Source organism: Anabaena lutea FACHB-196 (assembly GCF_014698305.1).
Classification (GTDB): Bacteria; Cyanobacteriota; Cyanobacteriia; order Cyanobacteriales; family Nostocaceae; genus Anabaena; species Anabaena lutea.
This window is the reverse complement of the sequence record NZ_JACJST010000035.1, coordinates 15,545-32,952: the sequence shown is the minus strand read 5'-3', so window position 1 is coordinate 32,952 and position 17,408 is coordinate 15,545. Positions and strand designations below refer to the sequence as shown.

18 protein-coding genes and 1 pseudogene are annotated in these 17,408 nt (G+C 39.0%); 9 read left to right on the top strand and 10 right to left on the bottom strand.

All coding sequences use genetic code 11. The annotated features are described in order from the left end of the window. Window positions 1–83: 83 nt before the first annotated feature. A pseudogene (locus H6G59_RS24990) lies at window positions 84–170 on the bottom strand (element excision factor XisI family protein); the annotation flags it as partial. Between the two features lie 210 nt (window positions 171–380). On the opposite strand from H6G59_RS24990, the gene H6G59_RS24985 reads away from it, so the two are divergent. Together H6G59_RS24985 and H6G59_RS24980 are read left to right on the top strand one after the other, a co-directional pair. Continuing rightward, the gene (locus tag H6G59_RS24985; RefSeq protein WP_190720098.1) at window positions 381–1,340 is read left to right on the top strand and encodes a YaaC family protein; all 960 of its coding nucleotides are present in this window, start codon (window positions 381–383) and stop codon (window positions 1,338–1,340) included. After that, window positions 1,313–1,690 carry a YaaC family protein gene (locus H6G59_RS24980; RefSeq protein WP_422603099.1) on the top strand — a complete coding sequence of 126 codons (378 nt, stop codon included), beginning with the start codon at window positions 1,313–1,315 and terminating at the stop codon, window positions 1,688–1,690. The genes H6G59_RS24985 and H6G59_RS24980 overlap by 28 nt, the downstream gene beginning before the upstream one ends. Before the next feature lie 139 nt (window positions 1,691–1,829). Here H6G59_RS24980 and H6G59_RS24975 read toward each other — a convergent pair whose 3' ends face one another. The 3 genes from H6G59_RS24975 to H6G59_RS24965 all read right to left on the bottom strand — a co-directional run bounded on the left by H6G59_RS24975 (window position 1,830) and on the right by H6G59_RS24965 (window position 4,768). Further along, complete coding sequence (locus H6G59_RS24975; RefSeq protein WP_190720092.1) at window positions 1,830–3,557, bottom strand: succinate dehydrogenase/fumarate reductase flavoprotein subunit; 1,728 nt, start codon at window positions 3,555–3,557, stop codon at window positions 1,830–1,832. Between the two features lie 95 nt (window positions 3,558–3,652). Next, window positions 3,653–3,970: a hypothetical protein gene (locus tag H6G59_RS24970; RefSeq protein ID WP_190720089.1), complete on the bottom strand. Its 318-nt coding sequence runs from the start codon at window positions 3,968–3,970 to the stop codon at window positions 3,653–3,655. Between the two features lie 519 nt (window positions 3,971–4,489). Then, complete coding sequence (locus H6G59_RS24965) at window positions 4,490–4,768, bottom strand: DUF2470 domain-containing protein (RefSeq protein WP_190720086.1); 279 nt, start codon at window positions 4,766–4,768, stop codon at window positions 4,490–4,492. 229 nt (window positions 4,769–4,997) lie between these two features. On the opposite strand from H6G59_RS24965, the gene H6G59_RS24960 reads away from it, so the two are divergent. After that, entirely contained in the window at window positions 4,998–5,759 is a 762-nt protein-coding gene (locus H6G59_RS24960) for a metallophosphoesterase family protein (RefSeq protein WP_190720082.1), read from the top strand. A gap of 64 nt (window positions 5,760–5,823) precedes the next feature. Here the strand turns inward: H6G59_RS24960 and H6G59_RS24955 are convergent, their stop codons facing one another. Further along, the gene (locus H6G59_RS24955) at window positions 5,824–6,678 is read right to left on the bottom strand and encodes a M48 family metallopeptidase (protein WP_190720079.1); all 855 of its coding nucleotides are present in this window, start codon (window positions 6,676–6,678) and stop codon (window positions 5,824–5,826) included. A gap of 335 nt (window positions 6,679–7,013) precedes the next feature. Here H6G59_RS24955 and H6G59_RS24950 point away from each other — a divergent pair, with 335 nt between their 5' ends. Continuing rightward, complete coding sequence (locus H6G59_RS24950; RefSeq protein WP_190720076.1) at window positions 7,014–7,547, top strand: DUF4330 domain-containing protein; 534 nt, start codon at window positions 7,014–7,016, stop codon at window positions 7,545–7,547. 123 nt (window positions 7,548–7,670) lie between these two features. On the opposite strand, the gene H6G59_RS24945 is transcribed toward H6G59_RS24950, so the two are convergent. Then, window positions 7,671–8,567, bottom strand: a complete 897-nt coding sequence (locus H6G59_RS24945; RefSeq protein WP_190720073.1) for an alpha/beta fold hydrolase — start codon at window positions 8,565–8,567, stop codon at window positions 7,671–7,673. Window positions 8,568–8,917: 350 nt separating this feature from the next. Between H6G59_RS24945 and H6G59_RS24940 the strand changes: the two genes are divergently transcribed. Beyond that, window positions 8,918–9,691: an armadillo-type fold-containing protein gene (locus tag H6G59_RS24940; protein ID WP_190720070.1), complete on the top strand. Its 774-nt coding sequence runs from the start codon at window positions 8,918–8,920 to the stop codon at window positions 9,689–9,691. Between the two features lie 18 nt (window positions 9,692–9,709). On the opposite strand, the gene ftsE is transcribed toward H6G59_RS24940, so the two are convergent. Next, window positions 9,710–10,456 carry a cell division ATP-binding protein FtsE gene (ftsE, locus tag H6G59_RS24935; RefSeq protein WP_190720068.1) on the bottom strand — a complete coding sequence of 249 codons (747 nt, stop codon included), beginning with the start codon at window positions 10,454–10,456 and terminating at the stop codon, window positions 9,710–9,712. A gap of 107 nt (window positions 10,457–10,563) precedes the next feature. Then, window positions 10,564–11,331, bottom strand: a complete 768-nt coding sequence (locus H6G59_RS24930) for a WecB/TagA/CpsF family glycosyltransferase (protein ID WP_127051715.1) — start codon at window positions 11,329–11,331, stop codon at window positions 10,564–10,566. 902 nt (window positions 11,332–12,233) lie between these two features. On the opposite strand from H6G59_RS24930, the gene H6G59_RS24925 reads away from it, so the two are divergent. The 4 genes from H6G59_RS24925 to H6G59_RS24910 all read left to right on the top strand — a co-directional run bounded on the left by H6G59_RS24925 (window position 12,234) and on the right by H6G59_RS24910 (window position 15,962). Continuing rightward, complete coding sequence (locus tag H6G59_RS24925) at window positions 12,234–12,953, top strand: response regulator (RefSeq protein WP_190720065.1); 720 nt, start codon at window positions 12,234–12,236, stop codon at window positions 12,951–12,953. A gap of 171 nt (window positions 12,954–13,124) precedes the next feature. After that, window positions 13,125–14,798, top strand: coding sequence for a SpoIIE family protein phosphatase (locus tag H6G59_RS24920; protein ID WP_190720062.1), 1,674 nt, complete (start codon window positions 13,125–13,127; stop codon window positions 14,796–14,798). Window positions 14,799–14,801: 3 nt separating this feature from the next. After that, the gene (locus tag H6G59_RS24915) at window positions 14,802–15,227 is read left to right on the top strand and encodes an ATP-binding protein (RefSeq protein WP_190720059.1); all 426 of its coding nucleotides are present in this window, start codon (window positions 14,802–14,804) and stop codon (window positions 15,225–15,227) included. A gap of 294 nt (window positions 15,228–15,521) precedes the next feature. Then, window positions 15,522–15,962, top strand: coding sequence for a hypothetical protein (locus H6G59_RS24910; RefSeq protein WP_190720056.1), 441 nt, complete (start codon window positions 15,522–15,524; stop codon window positions 15,960–15,962). On the opposite strand, the gene H6G59_RS24905 is transcribed toward H6G59_RS24910, so the two are convergent. Together H6G59_RS24905 and H6G59_RS24900 are read right to left on the bottom strand one after the other, a co-directional pair. Beyond that, window positions 15,959–16,408 (bottom strand): nuclear transport factor 2 family protein, encoded by a 450-nt coding sequence (locus H6G59_RS24905; RefSeq protein WP_190720053.1) that lies wholly within the window; start codon window positions 16,406–16,408, stop codon window positions 15,959–15,961. The genes H6G59_RS24910 and H6G59_RS24905 overlap by 4 nt on opposite strands. 243 nt (window positions 16,409–16,651) lie before the next feature. Continuing rightward, the gene (locus H6G59_RS24900) at window positions 16,652–17,170 is read right to left on the bottom strand and encodes an orange carotenoid protein N-terminal domain-containing protein (protein WP_190720050.1); all 519 of its coding nucleotides are present in this window, start codon (window positions 17,168–17,170) and stop codon (window positions 16,652–16,654) included. Window positions 17,171–17,408 lie beyond the last annotated feature (238 nt).

Sequence of the window (17,408 nt, the reverse complement as noted above, 5' to 3'; positions counted from 1 at the left end):
GTTTTTTTGCACGCAGAGACGCGGAGGCGCGGAGAGGAAGAGGAGGATTTTTGATACATTATCAATCTTTTTTATAACATTTTCTAAGCAACTCCATAATCTGTATACGGACGTTTATAAGGGGGATGTAAACCCAGGATAATATCTTCTCTAGGAATGCCAATTTTTACTTGTGGCAATATTTGGATGTTGTGGCTAAAAGGAATAGCTTTTTAGACGCGCCAAGTTATACATATTAAACATGGTATATTTATGGTATTTCTTGATGAGGCTGCACCCAATAAATTTTCTAAAGAAGGTTTGACACAAACTACTGATGACAATTTACACAAAATTGGTATGATTGGAAATACAATATTTAATATATTAATCCCATGTCTATGATTAATTCTTATAAAGATATCACTTCAGAAAATCCTATTAAAGAAGTTTGGAAATTTCTGAAATATTTTCAAGATGTTGAGTTTAGTCGTACTCAACATTGTCGTATTCAAAAAATTTCTGATAATGAATATAAACAGCGCAAATCTAATATAAACAAGCAAGCTAAACAAATAGGTTATTGTATTCGTCAAGCTGAACAATATTTTGAAGCAGCATCACAAGTTAGTTTAGCTACTCGTCCTATCTTACTATACTACGGTGCTGTTAGTCTATCTCAAGCGTTAATTCTACTTAAAAAAGATGGTGATTATTCGTTTGATGCACTTCGTAATAAAGACAAGCACAATCATCATGGATTAGAACTAAGTAAGTCTTTTAAGAGTCAAAATATCAATACTTTAAGTACTTTAAGTGTGGAAAGTTTTTTTAGATTATTAGAGTGTAAATGCTATTTTAATAGCAATCAAGGGGGAATTGCTTGGGGAAATTTCCCTCTTTTTTATGAAAGTTTAGTTCCTGCTGCAATTCGACTCAATACTTACAAGACTTTTCGTGAAAGAATAGTACCTTTACAGTCAACATACCCATTGACTTGTTCATCATTACGACCACTCCAAAAAAACAATGGTGGATTAACAATTAATGAAATGCCAATTGATGAAGTGCCAATTGATGATAAAACACGCTTCAATTTATTATCTATAATAAAGAATATACCTGAACTTTATCATATGCTAACTCAATTAAAAATAAAACCAAATTTATGTGAGGGCAGTTTACATTTACATTCAACAGATTTCATGAAGGAAAAAGAAAATAAAAGGGTTAGTAAGTCAATAGCTGAACTTTTATTTTTTATAAACAATATTGAAACCACACAACAAGAAATGTTAAATTTAATTTATCAAAACAAATCTAATCATAATATATCTATCAAAAGAATGAATTTAATATAGCTTTTAATCTCGAAAAAGAATATGAGTTTGAAATAGGAGAATTTGAATCTGATCATTTGCCTAATTTTGAATTCGAGTATTTACCACCTATGATTGATGATATTCATGGGAAAATATTTTATAAGCTACCCTCAGAAGAGATGGATTTTCAAGAAATAATATCTCATTTTGTAATATTATTTTGTTTAGGTATGCTTTGCAGGTATTACCCTGATATTTGGATGGAAATAGTCGAAGAAAATGTCTTAGTTTCAGAATTTACAGATTCTTTACTAAATATTATATACAGAAAATTTCCAAATTTAATACTAGATCAAATGACTTTAACTAAGCATTACGTACATTTTTAAATAAGAACATATAGATAGAATTATATAATGGAAAATTAGCACTAAATATTTGAACTACTAAAATGACTTGCTACTTGCTTGCAAAAAAATATGAAGGATAAAATATTTCATCCTTCACAATTAATCATTTATTCAAATTCTAATACTTTCTCTCCTTTGGCTCAAACATATTAATCGTTACCGGACGATATTGAATATCAATTCCCACAGGTGAATAATAAGCCATTGTGTGTTTCAAAAAATCACCATCATTCCTATTTGGGAAATCTTCTCGAAAATGTGCGCCGCGACTTTCTTGACGATTTAAGGCTGATGCTAATATTGTCTGTCCTACTACCATTAAACTCTGCAATTCTAAAGCTTCTACTAATTCCGTGTTCCAACAACTGCCTTTATCATCTAAATAAATCTCTGGATATTGTTGTTGTAATTTTTCAAGTTTCTCCAAACCTTCTTGCATTAATTCTTCTGTTCTGAACACTCCACAATATTGCGTCATTGTGTCTTGAAATTCTTGGCGAATTTGGTTAATGCGATATTTTCCAGGTTGTTCTATTAAAGATTGAATTTGTTGTTTTGCTGCGGTAATATAATGTTGCTCATTTACATTTGGTAATTTGCGGTTCTGCACATATCTGGCGATACTTGCCCCTGCCCTCTTACCATAAACTACACATTCTAAGAGGGAATTACTACCGAGACGATTTGCACCATGAACGGAAACACAAGAGGTTTCTCCAGCGGCATAGAAGCCTTCAACTAAGCCGTCTCCACTGCTGCGGACTTGTCCATCGGTGTTAACTGGTATACCACCCATGCAATAATGAATTGTGGGACGGACTGGCATCGGTTGAGTGACAGCATCAACACCTACTAAACGGTGTGCTTCTTCCCAACAGAAGGGAACGCGACTCATGATTTTTTCTTTACCCAGATGGCGTAAATCCAGGTAAACAAATTTACCTCCTGGGCTACCGTCAGAATTTACACCTCTTCCAGCGCGAATTTCGTAAGCGATCGCTCTTGAGGTAATATCACGAGGAGCCAATTCCATTCTACTAGGGGCATAATTGGCCATAAAGCGATCGCCCTCAGCATTAATCAAATACGCCCCTTCCCCGCGCACAGCCTCGGAAATCAGCACTCCTACAGGATATAAACCGGTGGGATGAAACTGCACAAATTCCATATCTTCTAAAGGCAAACCAGCGATCGCAGTCATTGCCAAACCATCACCGGTCGAAGCATAATCATTAGAAGTAGTGTTATAAACGCGACCATATCCCCCCGTCGCAAACATCACCGCTTTAGCCCGCACCACCTCAATTTGCCCATCCAACAGGTGAAACATCACCAAACCTTTAGCCTGACCATCTTCTAAAATCAGGCGCATTACATACCACTCTTCGTAAATCTGCACACCATAACGCCGTAAATTATTCACCAATTCGTGCAGAATCGCATGACCAGTTTTATCAGCAGCGTAACAAGTGCGGTTGTGAGAATGTCCACCAAAAGCTCGTTGAGCAATCCTACCATCAGGGAGACGCGAGAACAAAACTCCCATGTGTTCTAAATCAATGACCACATTGGGCGCTTCTTGGGTGAGAATAGCTACAGCATCCTGATCTGCCAAATAATCAGAACCCTTGACAGTATCAAAAGCGTGTGCTTCCCAACTATCTTCTGGGTCAACATTTTTCAAAGATGCCGCCATACCACCTTGAGCAGCAACAGAGTGAGAACGAATCGGATGGGTTTTGGCAACTACTGCTACATTTAAACTAGGGTCAGTCCGGGCAATTTCTACCGCAGCCCGACATCCCGCCAAACCGCCACCAACAATAATGACATCATGTTCTAACATAAATTTAACTCACAGTGCAAAAAAAATACCCTGCCTCTAGACAGGGATGTTATCTTAAGTTATCTGTTTATTCCATTACCAAATTTATTCATTTCTCAGCTGGTTGCTTGTACAGGTTGTTGCTGAGAAACGTTACCAGGTATAGGTTCAGTCTTTGTCCCTGGTTCTATAGCAGTTAATTCAATATGATTTAACAATGTTGTCACAAAGGCAAACAGCAAGAAAGGCAGTGTCAGAAAAACTACTAATCCGACTGTAGCTAGAGCATATACTGGTCTTCTTGCACCCATGAGCGCCAACGCCGATGCCAAACTGATAGTAATTGTGATTAACCAAACAATAATTTGACCGTAGATATCACCAAATGTCAAGGTGCAGACAAACCGATAGTTTTGAATATTATTCTTATTCATCTTATTGCCTCAATTTTATCCTATAGGTTCTACCTTAGAGCCATGTTTGGCTGATGGTCATTTTCTAAATATTTTTCCAAGCTTTGTAATATCACTTAACAATGTAGTTGTCCAAGATCCAAAAAAGCCAGAAAATTATTTGCAGATGTTCCTACTCTCTTCTTCTTTTGGAATTGCTGAACTGAAGTATGAAATTGAAAAATCAATGATTTCAAACTCTTACTCTCTGTGACTCTGCGCTACGCCAGTTGCTACAACGCGGCGGCACTTCCTTCTCCTATCGGAGACGCTACGCGAACAAGTCGGGCATTGCCCGCCCAACGGAGTGCCTTGGAAACCCGCGCAACGCACTGGCTCCTCTGCGTGTTCGCACAGCGTGCCGTAGGCAAAACAAAATTATACTCTTAATCAGCAACGCCCTTCTTTTTATCCCCTAGTTTTAAATATGGGCTAATACTCAATACTCGGTACTCGGTACTCAGTACTCGGTACTCAATACTCAATATTCAATACTCGGTACTACTTAACCCGCGCTTGCTTCACCATTGCAATCAAGGTTTGATGAGCATCTTCAGCATCTGTTAAAACATGATCAAACTGGATGCGAACTGGTACTGTTTCTCCGTTCACCTCGGCTGTTAAATTCATACCCTCGGCATCTATTGAGAGCATCTGGGCGGTAGTGGCATTTTTTACACTTCCAAAAGCCTGAGCGTAGATGACAACAGCATTGGCATGATCCTCGTTCATGTGTTTACAGATGCGATCGCTAATTTCTGGAGAGAACTGATCAGACATTGTGCGGCTCCCACTGAGATAGATAAATATCGTCTATATTCTAAGCTATACTGGTCTGGGATTTACAATAGCCATGTTATATCTGATAGAATTTTACTGAGTCACTAAATATATTTGTTAAATAGAAAGTTATGTAATTAATCAGGTATTTAGTGACCTAATTCAGGCAAAATCAGACCAATAAGACTGTAGTAAAACTATCCAGTAAATTTATTCAAGGCAAGAGCCGATGAGCGAAAATAGTCCACGAAGAATTATTATTGGGGATGTGCATGGTTACTATCAAGGCTTAATGACTCTGTTTAAGGCAATTGCTCCCACATCAACAGATCAAGTGTATTTTTTGGGAGACTTAATAGATCGCGGACCGCAAAGCGCACAGGTAGTAGATTTTGTGAAACAAAATAACTATTCTTGTCTGCTAGGTAATCATGAACAGATGTTACTGAGCGTGCTTGGTAATAAATATAGATCTAATCAAACAATGCACGCATGGCTGTATAGTGGCGGACAAGCAACTATTACTAGTTATCAAGCCGCCCAAATTCCCCAAGAGCATATTGATTGGTTTCAGAGTTTACCAATCTATCTTGACTTGGGAGATGTTTGGTTAACTCATGCAGGTGTAGATCCCAGCAAATCTGTATCCGAACAAACCGCAGATGAGCTTTGCTGGATACGTGATGAATTCCACAGCCTTGAACAGCCGTACTTTCACGATAAATTAATTATCGTTGGTCATACTATCACCTTTAGTCTACCAGGGGTGACTCCCGGTCAATTAGCACAAGGACAAGGCTGGCTAGACATTGATACTGGTGCTTATCATCCTCGCAGTGGTTGGTTAACCGGACTGGATATTACCAATAAACTGGTTTATCAAGCCAATGTTTTTAACCACTGCGTTCGGACTCTGCCTTTGGAAAAAGCAGTAACTATAGTTGAGCCAAAGAAAGTAAAAGTTAGTCACCGTTACAAGCAACGAGCCTGAGATGAAAGTTCAGGTTTAGAGAAATGACAATAAGGGGGGTTTTTGACGAGCGAAAGCAGTATTTTTAGGGTAAAAAGGCTCGGATATTAGCTTTATAAGTCGTACTATCCAAGCCATAATTGCCTTTACTAGGTTGACTATTGATTTGACGTTGAAGAGCCTTCACGCGATCGCTTGCTCCAGGGTGTGTACTCAAAAATGTGGGAACAGAACTCCTTCCCTGTAGCTTTTGCATAAACGAAACCATTGCTAACTGAGAATAACCAGCCCGTGTTAAAGTTGCTAGTCCTCTGCTATCAGCATCATATTCATCTTGACGACTACGTGGACGATTGAGAGCTAAATCAACACCTATACCTACTGCTTGACTGCGACTTAAGCCAGTTGCTGTAGCTACACCACTAGCGATCGCTCTTTGCCGCATCTGCTTAATTAAGTGTTGACCCTCAATGTGACCCATTTCGTGACCAATGACACTGGCTAGTTCTGCTTCATTGTCCGCAGCTTCTAGCAACCCTGTATTAATATAAACAAAACCACCCGTAGTGGCAAAAGCGTTAACAGCTTTATCCTCAACTACTTGGAAAGTATAAGGGATATTTGGGCGAGCGCTATTAGCAGCTAAACGTCTGCCAATTTGCTCTACGTAACTATTAAGCTGTTGATTACGAGAAATTCTAACTTCTTGGCGCAACTCATCATTCATCTGCTTACCAAGCTCAACTTCCTGACGAGCAGACATATTAGACAACTGAAATACCTGTACACCTTGCAATAACAGCGGTAAAAAATCGAAAGCTTTACTGGGTAGAGGTGTACTCAAGCACAGACTTAGAGCAACACTTAGCGAAATCAACGGATACAACCAGCGTCGCTGCCATAATCGGTAATTTCTCAAAAATCCATTCCAGTTAATCATAATCTTCAGAAAATAGCGTTGTATGAGAACTTAAAATAGGGGACGTATTTATAGCTACTGAAGTTGCATTCTCAACTTAATACCCTTAATCTCAACAACTATATCAACTCCAAGATTACCACGCGGAAAACCCTCAAAGTCTGAGCTATGATTAAAAATCAGAAATTCTTAATTCCAAGTTAGTTGGCTTTCGGCTGCCATTGCTTGGAACTATCCCAGTACATGATAGACTGTCCCATGACCGCAAGACCAAGCCGCTTTAACTTATTACCAATTAGATAAAATTGCTACTTTCTTGTCAAACCTTGCTCTTACAATCACTGACAAAACTTGTTATGCCTATTTTAGATTCCAAAGGTCGCTTATTCGGCAAAATCAATTTACTCGATTTAGGTGCTGCACTGGTAATTTTGCTAGTTATATTTGGCATCTTTATATTTCCTGGAACTTACGGTTCTGTGGCTCAACTAGGTACAAAAACACTACCTATGGAAGTAGACTTAGTAGTTCGTGGTTTAAATGTCCGTGACCCTGAACAGTTATTCAAACAAGGATTTAGCAAAGGCGGTAAAACAAATGTAATTATTCGCAATCAACCCTATGGTCAAATCGGAATTAAATCCATTCAAGAGCTACCCAGAACAATTACTGTTCCTCAACCAGATGGTTCTGTTAAAGAATTACCAGACCCCAGATCCAATAATTTTAGTAGAGATTTTATTTTGACCTTAGAAGGAAAAGCTGAAGTTACCGACAGCGGGCCAGTTTTAGGTAAAAATAAAGTAAAAATCGGAATGCCTTTTGAATTAGAAGGTTTTAACTATAATTTCAACGCTTCCGTCATTGATATCCGGTTAAACGATAAATAGCATTTTGCTAATAGGTAATAGGTGAGTACCGAGTACCGAGTGGTTGACTCTCGTTCCTACTCATTACTCGTTACTCATCGCTCTGTACTTACTTGCTCCCTGTTCCCAGTCCCCAGTCTCCAATCACTCCTTCAGCAAAGTTAAAAATTTACGAATTAATCCAATTGTCACCGCAGGTAATTCTAATTGCGGTGTTAACCCTACATTTTCTAAAGGTTGAAAATACTGGATAGCTTGGGGATTCATTTCTGCAAAGCGACGACCAATTTCTGGTCCTGTAAATTGTGATTTTTGTCCCCAAATAATAGCAGTGGGAGTTTTTAGCTGTTGAATGTGAAGAGATAAATCAAAGCACAAATCTCCACGCACAAAAGATAGTGCTGCATATTCAGCATTTGGTTGTTGTGCAGATTGTAAATAAGCTTCCACAATTTCTTGATAAACTCGATTACTTTCGGCAAATTGCCGCTGCTCTAAAAAGCTGCGAATACCTGCTTCCGTCGCAATTCCACTACTATACAGCAAGCGGTCAACCAGGGGAACGCTGACCAATTGGGCAAAAAAGCTGCGGGAGTAGTCTTGGCCAAAGTCCGAAAGTCCAGCAGGACTGACCAAAATTAACGACTTAAATAGATCAGGATGAGCGATGGCAACTCGAATTATAAACGCTGCCGTCAAAGAAGATGCGATCGCTGTGACTGGAGTTTTACAAGTCTGTTCAATAAACTCTCGAATGGTCGTCAAATAATCCTCAATCTTGTAACTGCGTTGCGGATGATTAGATCTACCCCAACCGATTAAATCAGGTGCAATCACCCGATATTCAGCCGCAAAAGCCGGATATACCTTCGACCACTCATAAGCAGAAGACCCACCACCAAAGCCATGTAGAAATACCAAAGTTTCCCTGTCAGTTTTTTCACTTTCATCCTGCCAAGGCACACCACTAGCAGTATAGTATACCATCTTACCTAGTGAGGTATTGATAGAGCGTTGCTCAAATCCCAGTTGTTGCAACATACATCTTCTTTGTTTGTTTTGTAACTAATGAGCATTAGTAGCACCAAGGTAGATCGAGAGTTCTTACTTATTCAGTACCAACTCCCCATACTTGCCCCATACTTGTTTATTATCAGCGAACAGAGAACACCATAACTTCCGACTATTGTTAGATTAAGTAGATTAAGTAAATGTAAAATCATTAATTGACTGATCAAGATTTAGTGCTGTTTTATTATGGTTTTTTCTATGATTCAAAAAAATTATACTGAAACTAGTATACAATAAGGTTTTTTGATATTAGTGAATATTACAGCATCAACCAAAAGCTCGTATCAATAGGCAATTTTGTAATCAAGTAGGTAAAATCTGTGACTCAGGCTTCGTCTTCTTGGCGGCAATTAATCAACCGACTTCCAGAAATCAAGACAGGAAGCCCAAAACAGCACACGTTAAAACGTTTCTCTGAACCTGGAGGCATTCTTGGGTTTCTGACAATCTTCGTTGCCATGCTGTTTTGGAACTGGAAGTTGCTGTTAGCACTTGCAGTTGGCATTGGAGTAATGATCTTGGCTTACTCAATACCAAAATGGAATTGGCAACTAAGTTGGTTAAAAATATATAGGTTTTTAAACAGTACCAACATTCGATTAGCGTTAGCAGTGTTTAGCGGTGGTATTGCTACACTCCTTACTTACATGACTGCTGCAATCTGGGTTGATTCCCCAAGTCATTGGATTGCTATTGGTACTATTGTCCAAGGTTTGGGGACGCTGTTAACTTTAATCTTGTTAGTGTGGCAAATCTTCAGCCTTCAAGGAAATCGAGAGGAGGACGATCTTGATCAATTATTGAACAATTTAACAGAAACAGATCCCTTAAAACGCTTAATCGCCGTGCGTCAACTCACTAAATTCATCACTCGTAAGCAAGTTGATACTTTAGTAAAGCAAGAAGTTATCGAATGCTTGCGACTCCTATTAAGTCAAGAAGAGGAAACAGTGATTCGTGAGGCAGCTTTGAATAGTTTACAAAACTTGGAAGGGCTACAGGTTCTATTATCTAGCAGTGCCAAACCTTTTGTACCTATATCTGCTCAACTTAAAGAGTTGAATACAAGTTCTGAGAAGGTAGAGCAGTATTAGTTTGAATTTTGAATTGGACTATTTTCGATACAATCGTCCATTTTTGACCTGCACAACTGGTTGATTACACCGCCTTACTAGTTGCTCATCATGGGTAGTAACAATTACTGTCGCCCCAAAGGTATTTAACTTTTGCAGAATCTGCATTACCTGCCAGGAGTTATCAGGATCAAGATTCCCTGTTGGTTCATCTGCCAGTATCAATGGAGGAGTAGCAATAATTGCTCGCGCAATACTTACCCGTTGCTGTTCTCCCCCAGAAAGTTGATCAGGAAAGCGGTCAGCTTTAGATAATAAACCTACTAATTTTAAAGTTGGTTCTAAACGTCGTTGAATTTCTTTACGAGTATAGCCTTGAGCTTGCAGTACAAAAGTGATATTTTCCGCTACTGTGCGCTGGGGAATCAATTTATAATCTTGAAAGACAATACCTATGCGACGGCGCAAACATGACAAGCGATCGCCCCGCAAGTTTGCTACATTCAAATCATCCACAATGACCTCTCCCAGTGTAGGTAACTCCTGTCCATACAATAATTTTAAAAAAGTCGATTTCCCAGAACCACTAGCGCCTGTAATAAACAGGAATTCTCCTTGTTTGATTTGTAGGCTCACATCCAACAGGGCATGATAGCCTGTGCTGTAAGTCTTAGTTACAGAGCGTAATTCTACTATTGTCTGGGCTTGACTAGCCTGCTGTTGACTATCGTTTACCTCGTTATGAACAGATGTGTCCGTCTTTTCTGGAGTTTTTAATATTGGCATCGCGTATAAGTTATAAGTTATTAGTTATCAGTTATAAGTTATCCCTTGTGTACTAATCACCTCTTCCCTAATTACCAATATCTAAATATCTAATCTCTAATCTCTAATCAACACTCAACACCATTAACGCTCCTTCTTCCCGTCAAACGATAAATACAGGCTTTCAGGGCAAACTCCGGTAACGCCAGCATTCGTCGCCAACGCCAAGGCTCTTGATACAAACGATACAGCCATTCTAAATTGTTATTCGCTAACCAACGGGGAGCGCGAGTTTTTGTCCCTGACCAAATATCGAAACTACCACCAACTCCTATCCAAATTGCTTGCGGACACCAATGCCGATTTTTGGCAATCCATAACTCTTGACGTGGTACTCCTAAACCGACAAATATAACTTGTGGCTGCAACTCAGTCAGGGTTTGTTGTAATATTTCTTCTTCTTCTGAGCAATGATAGCCTGAGTAAGTACCTGCTATATTCAGTTGTGGAACTTCCCTCTGCAATAAATTTGCTGCTGTTGCGGCTACTCCGGGCGCTCCTCCATAGAAAAATACCTTAGGTGCGGTTTGGTTTTGACCAAGTTCTTGTAACAGTTTTTCTGCTAGTTCAATTCCAGGACAGCGTTGTACTTCTTGCCTTAACAGCCACTGCAAATACAGAACAACCCCTGCACCATCTGGAATTACTAAGTCAGCATTTTGAATTACCTCTGTTAGAGATGGATTTCGTTCTGCCTGTATAGTCATTTCTGCATTGAGGGTGACTACATGAGTTCCTTTGCCTTGTTGTAGGCATTCTAGTAACCAGTCTGTATAATTTGTCATTACATGAACTGGTAAACCTAATACTGACGATACCTTGAGTGATTTATACATAGTCTATTCTTAATTAGACCTACACCAAATTATATTGAAGCTTAGTTTATCAAATTTTTTCCCAGGCAGATTGTACATATCAGCTTACTTTTGGTTTTATACCCGTTGAAGTTCCAAAATCTGGTATCGCTTTCTCGAAATTAAACATTAAAAGTTAACAAGGTCGATTACACAAGTTTTTAGGTATTTTAAATAGATTAGTACTTACGTAGTAAACATCTTTAGAAAAGAATTTAGAGCCGAGAATTCCTACCCTGAGGATCAAGCATATTTAATTTTGACTGCTATGTCTATAGTACTTACGCACTGTACAAATCAATCATGATATGGCTTCACCAAAATACCTTATTTCAAGCTGCAAGTAATTCTATTTTTGCCGATAAATCAACCGTGGGGTAGGAGTTTAGCACTGCGCTTTACCCCTACGGTAAATGTGGCTTTTACAGCCATACATATTTAATATTTTTTGTCAAATAAATTCAATTATTCTATAGCGCCCGTTTACAATCTCTCCATTGTGGTGTGTCGTATAGGATAGTCCTTAGTGTTGTTAAGTTAATTAATTGCCAGTTTGAATATGACTGAATCAAATAAAAGTTGATGTATTCCCAAAGCGGGAAAAGTCCTCAGTACTCTTGGTGTTCTCGAACTCCTTTAACCTGTTTGAGTCCTTTCATCAATTTTTTACACAAATTCTAGCGCACTTATTTATACCATTTCTCCTATATTCGCATTTTTTAGCTTTTATGGCGTAACGCCTCAAGTATTCATAATGGTGAAAATTCCCGCAACACTACGGACATAGAAGTTAAGCAAACTAGTTAAACTGACTGTAAGTTAAGAGTCTCATGCTTTTTAGGCGTGAGCAGTGTAAAACTGAGTGTAACTGTTGTAAGTTGACTATGAGTAAAATTCGGATCGCGCTAATTGAAGATCATGATCTCACTCGTGTGGGCATTCGGACAGCACTACTACAAAAAGATGAAATTGAAGTTGTAGGAGAAGCAACCAATGCCGCTGAAGGATTAAAAATGTTAAAAAAATTACATCCCGATATTGCGATTGTCGATATCGGTTTACCAGATAAGGATGGTATTGAGCTAACAAGAGAGGTAAAAGCTATTATTGAAGATGAAGATTTAGATACAAAAGTGTTAATTTTGACACTACGGGATAATAAAGAGGCAGTGTTGGCAGCTTTTGCTGCTGGAGCAGACTCTTACTGCATGAAGGATATCAAATTTGATAATTTACTAGAAGCTGTGCGAGTCACTTATAATGGCAATGCATGGATCGATCCTGCGATCGCTCGCATAGTCTTGCAACAAGCCCAACAAAACCTACCTAACCCAGCATCTAAATCCTCATACCCCAAATATTTTGTAGATTCTTCAGAATCCACCGAACCTCAACAGTCTATTGAATCTAACTCCCTCACAGACAGGGAATTAGAAGTGTTGCAATTAATAGTAGAAGGTTGTAGCAACGCAGTCATCGCGGAAAGACTTTACATCACTATTGGCACCGTAAAAACTCACGTTCGCAATATTCTCAACAAGCTATGTGCTGATGATCGCACCCAGGCAGCGGTACACGCTTTACGTTCTGGGTTAGTGGAATAATAGATCACTCTAATTTTCCGAATTTAGGCAGATTATAGATTTGAAATAGCCTTTTGGCTTGTTTAATTTGTGATAAATGTAAAGGAATGTTTTTTGATGGTTAGTTGATGATTAAGTGATCTAAACTTGGTATTATCTTGCCATGAAACGAACTGAAAATTATAGTCAAATATGACTGAACCAGAGGTAGAAAAGCTCAAGCTCATGGTGGTAGATGACGAGCCAGACAACTTAGACCTACTCTACCGCACGTTTTGGCGAGACTTCAAAGTATATAGAGCAGATAATGCCCATGATGCCTTGGCAATCTTAGACCAAGTAGGGGAAATGGCGGTGATTATCTCTGACCAAAGAATGCCAGAGATGAATGGCACAGAATTGTTCAGTCGCACAGTGGAACGCTTTCCCGATACAATTCGGATTTTGCTGACTGGTTTTACTGATGTCGAAGATTTAGTAGATGCAATTAACTCTGGTCAGGTATTCAAGTACATCACTAAACCTTGGAAACCTGAACAGCTAAAGGCATTAGTTGAGCAAGCCCGCGATACATATCGTCTGGTAAAAAAGCGGACAAAAGAACTGCGTCATGCCCTCAGACGCGAATCTTTATTTAACGCTGTCACAACCGCAATTAGGGAATCTTTAGACTATGACAGTATTTTGCAGAATATTGTTGTCACTATTGGACAAACATTTACTGCTACTAGTTGTCTACTGAGACTAGTAGAGGATAATCGCCTGACACAAAACCAGTTTTCCTATCAAGATCCTAAATCTCCAGCCGTCAGTCTACCCAGGGACCCCATTGATTTAATTGAAGCAGCCCTGCAAAGCCAGCATTATCAACTAATTCAAGACAAACATAATGGACACCCCTGTCAATATTTAGTTGTACCATTTACCTACCAACAGCATTTACTAGCAATTCTGTCTCTTTATCATTGGGGAAATGAGCATCCTTGGCAAGAAGAAGACATTCAACTAATTACAGGTGTGGCAGAACAAGCCGCCTTAGCTCTGTCCCAGGCCAAACTCTACCAAAGTTTGCAAGAAAAACAACAGCAAATCCGGGTTGAATTACAAGTAGCACGTCAAATCCAAAACAACCTACTCCGCCAAACCTTACCTCATCTTGAAGGTGTAAAGGTACAAGCTTGCTGCTACCCCGCAAGGGAAGTGGGAGGAGATTTTTTTGAAGTGTTTGTTCATCCTAAAGGTGACTTGTGGATAGCTGTAGGTGATGTTTCCGGTAAAGGTGTTCCAGCGGCTCTATTTATGGCCAGCGCTATTTCCTTGTTGCGTCGGGAATTATCACAAGAATCACCAGCCGAGCCAAATGTTGTCATGCAAAATCTCAACTACGCTCTTGCTGATGACTTAATCAGTAACAATTACTTTATTACTCTTGTGATTGCATCTTATACCCCTGCTACTAAGGAGCTTGTCTATGCTAATGCTGGTCACATATATCCTTTGCTGTGGTCACGTCCAGCAAATTTAGTCACTCAACCTGAGTACCTTAAAGTCCGCAGTGTACCTTTAGGGATTTTACCGAACTGGCAGGCACAGTCGGGAAGATTGACACTTGCTTCAGGGGACACCTTACTACTAGCTAGTGACGGCATTACGGAAGTTAGAGTATTAGATAAAATAAAAGACTATGTAAAAGCCGATAATAGCTCTGGGACAATAAATGGTTCTATGTTAAATCAAGAAGGTTTGTGGCTACTCATACAAAACCAACCTGAACCTCTGTCTCTTGAAAATTTACTAACTCATATTCAAGCAGATAATCATGTCCAAGAAGATGACCAAACTATACTTTCTCTGGAGGTTTTGTAAGTAATGAAAAGTGAGCTTCACGTACCCAGTGATTTGAGTTTCGTAAACATCGTCGAAACTTGGTTGCTGGGATGCTTGAAAATCCAACTAGGAGAATCTGTGGATTGGTCAGAGCAATCAGGTCGTTTGCGGCTGGCGTTGGTGGAAGCATACTCCAATGTGGTACGTCATGCTCACAAAGACAAGCCAAATCTGCCAGTGTTATTGCGTCTGGAACTAAAAGATCGTGAACTATCCATCGAAGTTTGGGACTATGGAGAAGGCTTTGATATGTCCACTTATTTTGCACCCAATCCCACAGAAAAGCAAGAAGGTGGTTATGGGTGGCTGATTATGAATCGCCTGATGGATAAGGTAGAGTATAAGTTGCAAGTTAATGGTGCTAATTGTCTCAAGCTAGAAGCAACTTTACCAAAATTAGTAAAATAGCCCACAACCATTTACCTTTTTACCCAGGGTGTATGATTACCCTCTTTTGTTAAAATAGGGTGCAATATTGAAAATTCATCGATTAATCCAATTAATTTCTGATCAATTTATTTGTATAGATTTAAGAAATAGATTAAGAATTATTAAGTAATATAATAACTTTTGCTAAATTTATTTGCTTTATTAGTGTTATTTATCAAATAATTTATTTAAAGGCTATACAAAGGCTAATTCCATAGTCTGGAAATTCCTTTTGGGTAATAGAAATCTTGAAATTAATACCAAATTTATACTATGCAACCTTTATTTTGTTTGTCACCTCGCTATCGTCTTGATGATGAATCACCCTGGTTACAAGGAATTGATCCCAGTCGTCATTACTGGATTGCGGTGAATGGAGACAAGAAGGTTACATTGGCTCTTCCTGGGTTAATAGTCTCTTCTTTTGATGAGTTTAAAGAAGTGATCCGCAAATTTCGCTCTCTACAACCTGGGGAGATGATGAGTTTGGCTAGAGTTTCCAGCCGTTGTATGATTCGCTGCATTTCTCCTAACTGTTTTGCTCTAGAAAGTAGAATTAATGATGCTCCTGTATGGCATCTTTTTGATCAAGAAACTTTAGATAGCCTGTTAATGACAGCACATCCAGATTGGCAATGTTCACCATCAGATGTTGAGCTAGGAAGAAGATTGTTATTGCGTTCTTTAGAGCAAACTATTGCTACTAAAGGTTAAATGATTTCTGAAGTAATTGTATATTCTTTGTCAGGTGGACGCACAGAAAGTAACTCTTTCTTAGAGGCTAAAAGTTTGATGTGAGTGTCTAAAATTTTCCCTTGTTGGTTAAGGATAAACAGCCAGAGAACATTGACACCGCACCAAGAAGTTTGTACTTTTCCTGTTACTTGGATTTGGATATAGTTATCTGGCAGGTTTTCGGTAATTCCTTGACGGGGTTCAGCTTTGATGTCTTGGGCTTCTTGTTGTAAGTATGCAGCGATCGCATCTCTTCCCACAATACCCGACTCAAAGGGTGGGTGCATCACACCATTTTCAGCAAATAACGCAGCAGTAGCTGTAAAATCTCCAGCGTTTAACGTAGAAAAATAACGCAGGATACTGGTTTCTGTAATTCCTTCAATCTTAAATTCTGTTGACAGCGAAAATTCAGCAGATGTCATAACCGTTTTATGGGATTGGGGATTTGGGATTTTTAATAAAGAATAGTCCCCAGAGCCGTATCTGAGAACTATTTATTCAAACATTGAGGTTGGGAGGATATCAAAATAATTCGTAATTTCAGAAAGTCACACCTGATCAGAGACTTAAGGCTTACAGGTGTTGATTTAGACCCCTACAAAAAACAAAATTAGGTATGGAAAAGGGATAATTAAATCCGCAAATTACGAATTTTTTAAACTTGCTTAGTCAGCTAGAGGATCAACACCCATGTCAGCAACTACTTTTCGCAGTACTGTGATTTGTTGACCAAAATCTAATTCCTTGAGTGTTTCTAACACTTGTGCGCCATCACGAGAGATTTGATAACCTGCTGGTACAGGAATAACCAATCCTTTCACCATTAATTCTGATAGCTCGTACCAGAAAGCTAACTTTGTATTGACACTGAAAATACCGTAAGCACGAGAAACTTGTGAATTTCGTTGAGCAGCCAAGTCCCGCATTACTTCTAACTGCTCTGCATGAGACATCTGTTGAATTTGATTCAAAAGACCTTCGGCTAGTTGCAAACGTGCAGCACCTGTAGCGGCTGGGGTGATGGAACGACCCATCTCTGTGTATGCATACCAAAGTACAGCTAGTTGATCATCCACGCTGAGGGCTTTGAATACAGCAGTGGTTGAAGCCACAGCATCACTCTGGATGCCGTAGTTAAAAGCCTTAGAAAAGCGGGTTGAAGCTGAATCAGAAGTGAATGTCATATTGTCACCACAATTTATTAACTCAATCAGCTGTTAACTAGTGGGAGGTTTGCATCACTCTGGGTTGCTTGACCTCTTGAGAACTATTGTGCATTATTTCTTAACAATTTCACATTAATATTTACATATAGTTTTATGAACGAAATCTAATAAATATTAGGACTCCTAAATGATTCCTGAAAAATATTAAATAGTGTAGGGCTGGCATTGACGACCTTAGAGGATGTTTGAAAAGTCT

Bases quoted from the DNA above. Each gene is read 5' to 3' on its own strand.
- H6G59_RS24925 (WP_190720065.1), top strand. From the start codon at position 12,234: ATGAGTAAAATTCGGATCGCGCTAATTGAAGATCATGATCTCACTCGT.
- H6G59_RS24985 (WP_190720098.1), top strand. From the start codon at position 381: ATGATTAATTCTTATAAAGATATCACTTCAGAAAATCCTATTAAAGAA.
- H6G59_RS24965 (WP_190720086.1), bottom strand. From the start codon at position 4,768: ATGTCTGATCAGTTCTCTCCAGAAATTAGCGATCGCATCTGTAAACAC.
- H6G59_RS24955 (WP_190720079.1), bottom strand. From the start codon at position 6,678: ATGATTAACTGGAATGGATTTTTGAGAAATTACCGATTATGGCAGCGA.
- H6G59_RS24905 (WP_190720053.1), bottom strand. From the start codon at position 16,408: ATGACATCTGCTGAATTTTCGCTGTCAACAGAATTTAAGATTGAAGGA.
- H6G59_RS24915 (WP_190720059.1), top strand. From the start codon at position 14,802: ATGAAAAGTGAGCTTCACGTACCCAGTGATTTGAGTTTCGTAAACATC.
- ftsE (WP_190720068.1), bottom strand. From the start codon at position 10,456: ATGCCAATATTAAAAACTCCAGAAAAGACGGACACATCTGTTCATAAC.
- H6G59_RS24930 (WP_127051715.1), bottom strand. From the start codon at position 11,331: ATGTATAAATCACTCAAGGTATCGTCAGTATTAGGTTTACCAGTTCAT.
- H6G59_RS24950 (WP_190720076.1), top strand. From the start codon at position 7,014: ATGCCTATTTTAGATTCCAAAGGTCGCTTATTCGGCAAAATCAATTTA.
- H6G59_RS24900 (WP_190720050.1), bottom strand. From the start codon at position 17,170: ATGACATTCACTTCTGATTCAGCTTCAACCCGCTTTTCTAAGGCTTTT.
- H6G59_RS24970 (WP_190720089.1), bottom strand. From the start codon at position 3,970: ATGAATAAGAATAATATTCAAAACTATCGGTTTGTCTGCACCTTGACA.
- H6G59_RS24945 (WP_190720073.1), bottom strand. From the start codon at position 8,567: ATGTTGCAACAACTGGGATTTGAGCAACGCTCTATCAATACCTCACTA.
- H6G59_RS24910 (WP_190720056.1), top strand. From the start codon at position 15,522: ATGCAACCTTTATTTTGTTTGTCACCTCGCTATCGTCTTGATGATGAA.
- H6G59_RS24960 (WP_190720082.1), top strand. From the start codon at position 4,998: ATGAGCGAAAATAGTCCACGAAGAATTATTATTGGGGATGTGCATGGT.
- H6G59_RS24975 (WP_190720092.1), bottom strand. From the start codon at position 3,557: ATGTTAGAACATGATGTCATTATTGTTGGTGGCGGTTTGGCGGGATGT.
- H6G59_RS24920 (WP_190720062.1), top strand. From the start codon at position 13,125: ATGACTGAACCAGAGGTAGAAAAGCTCAAGCTCATGGTGGTAGATGAC.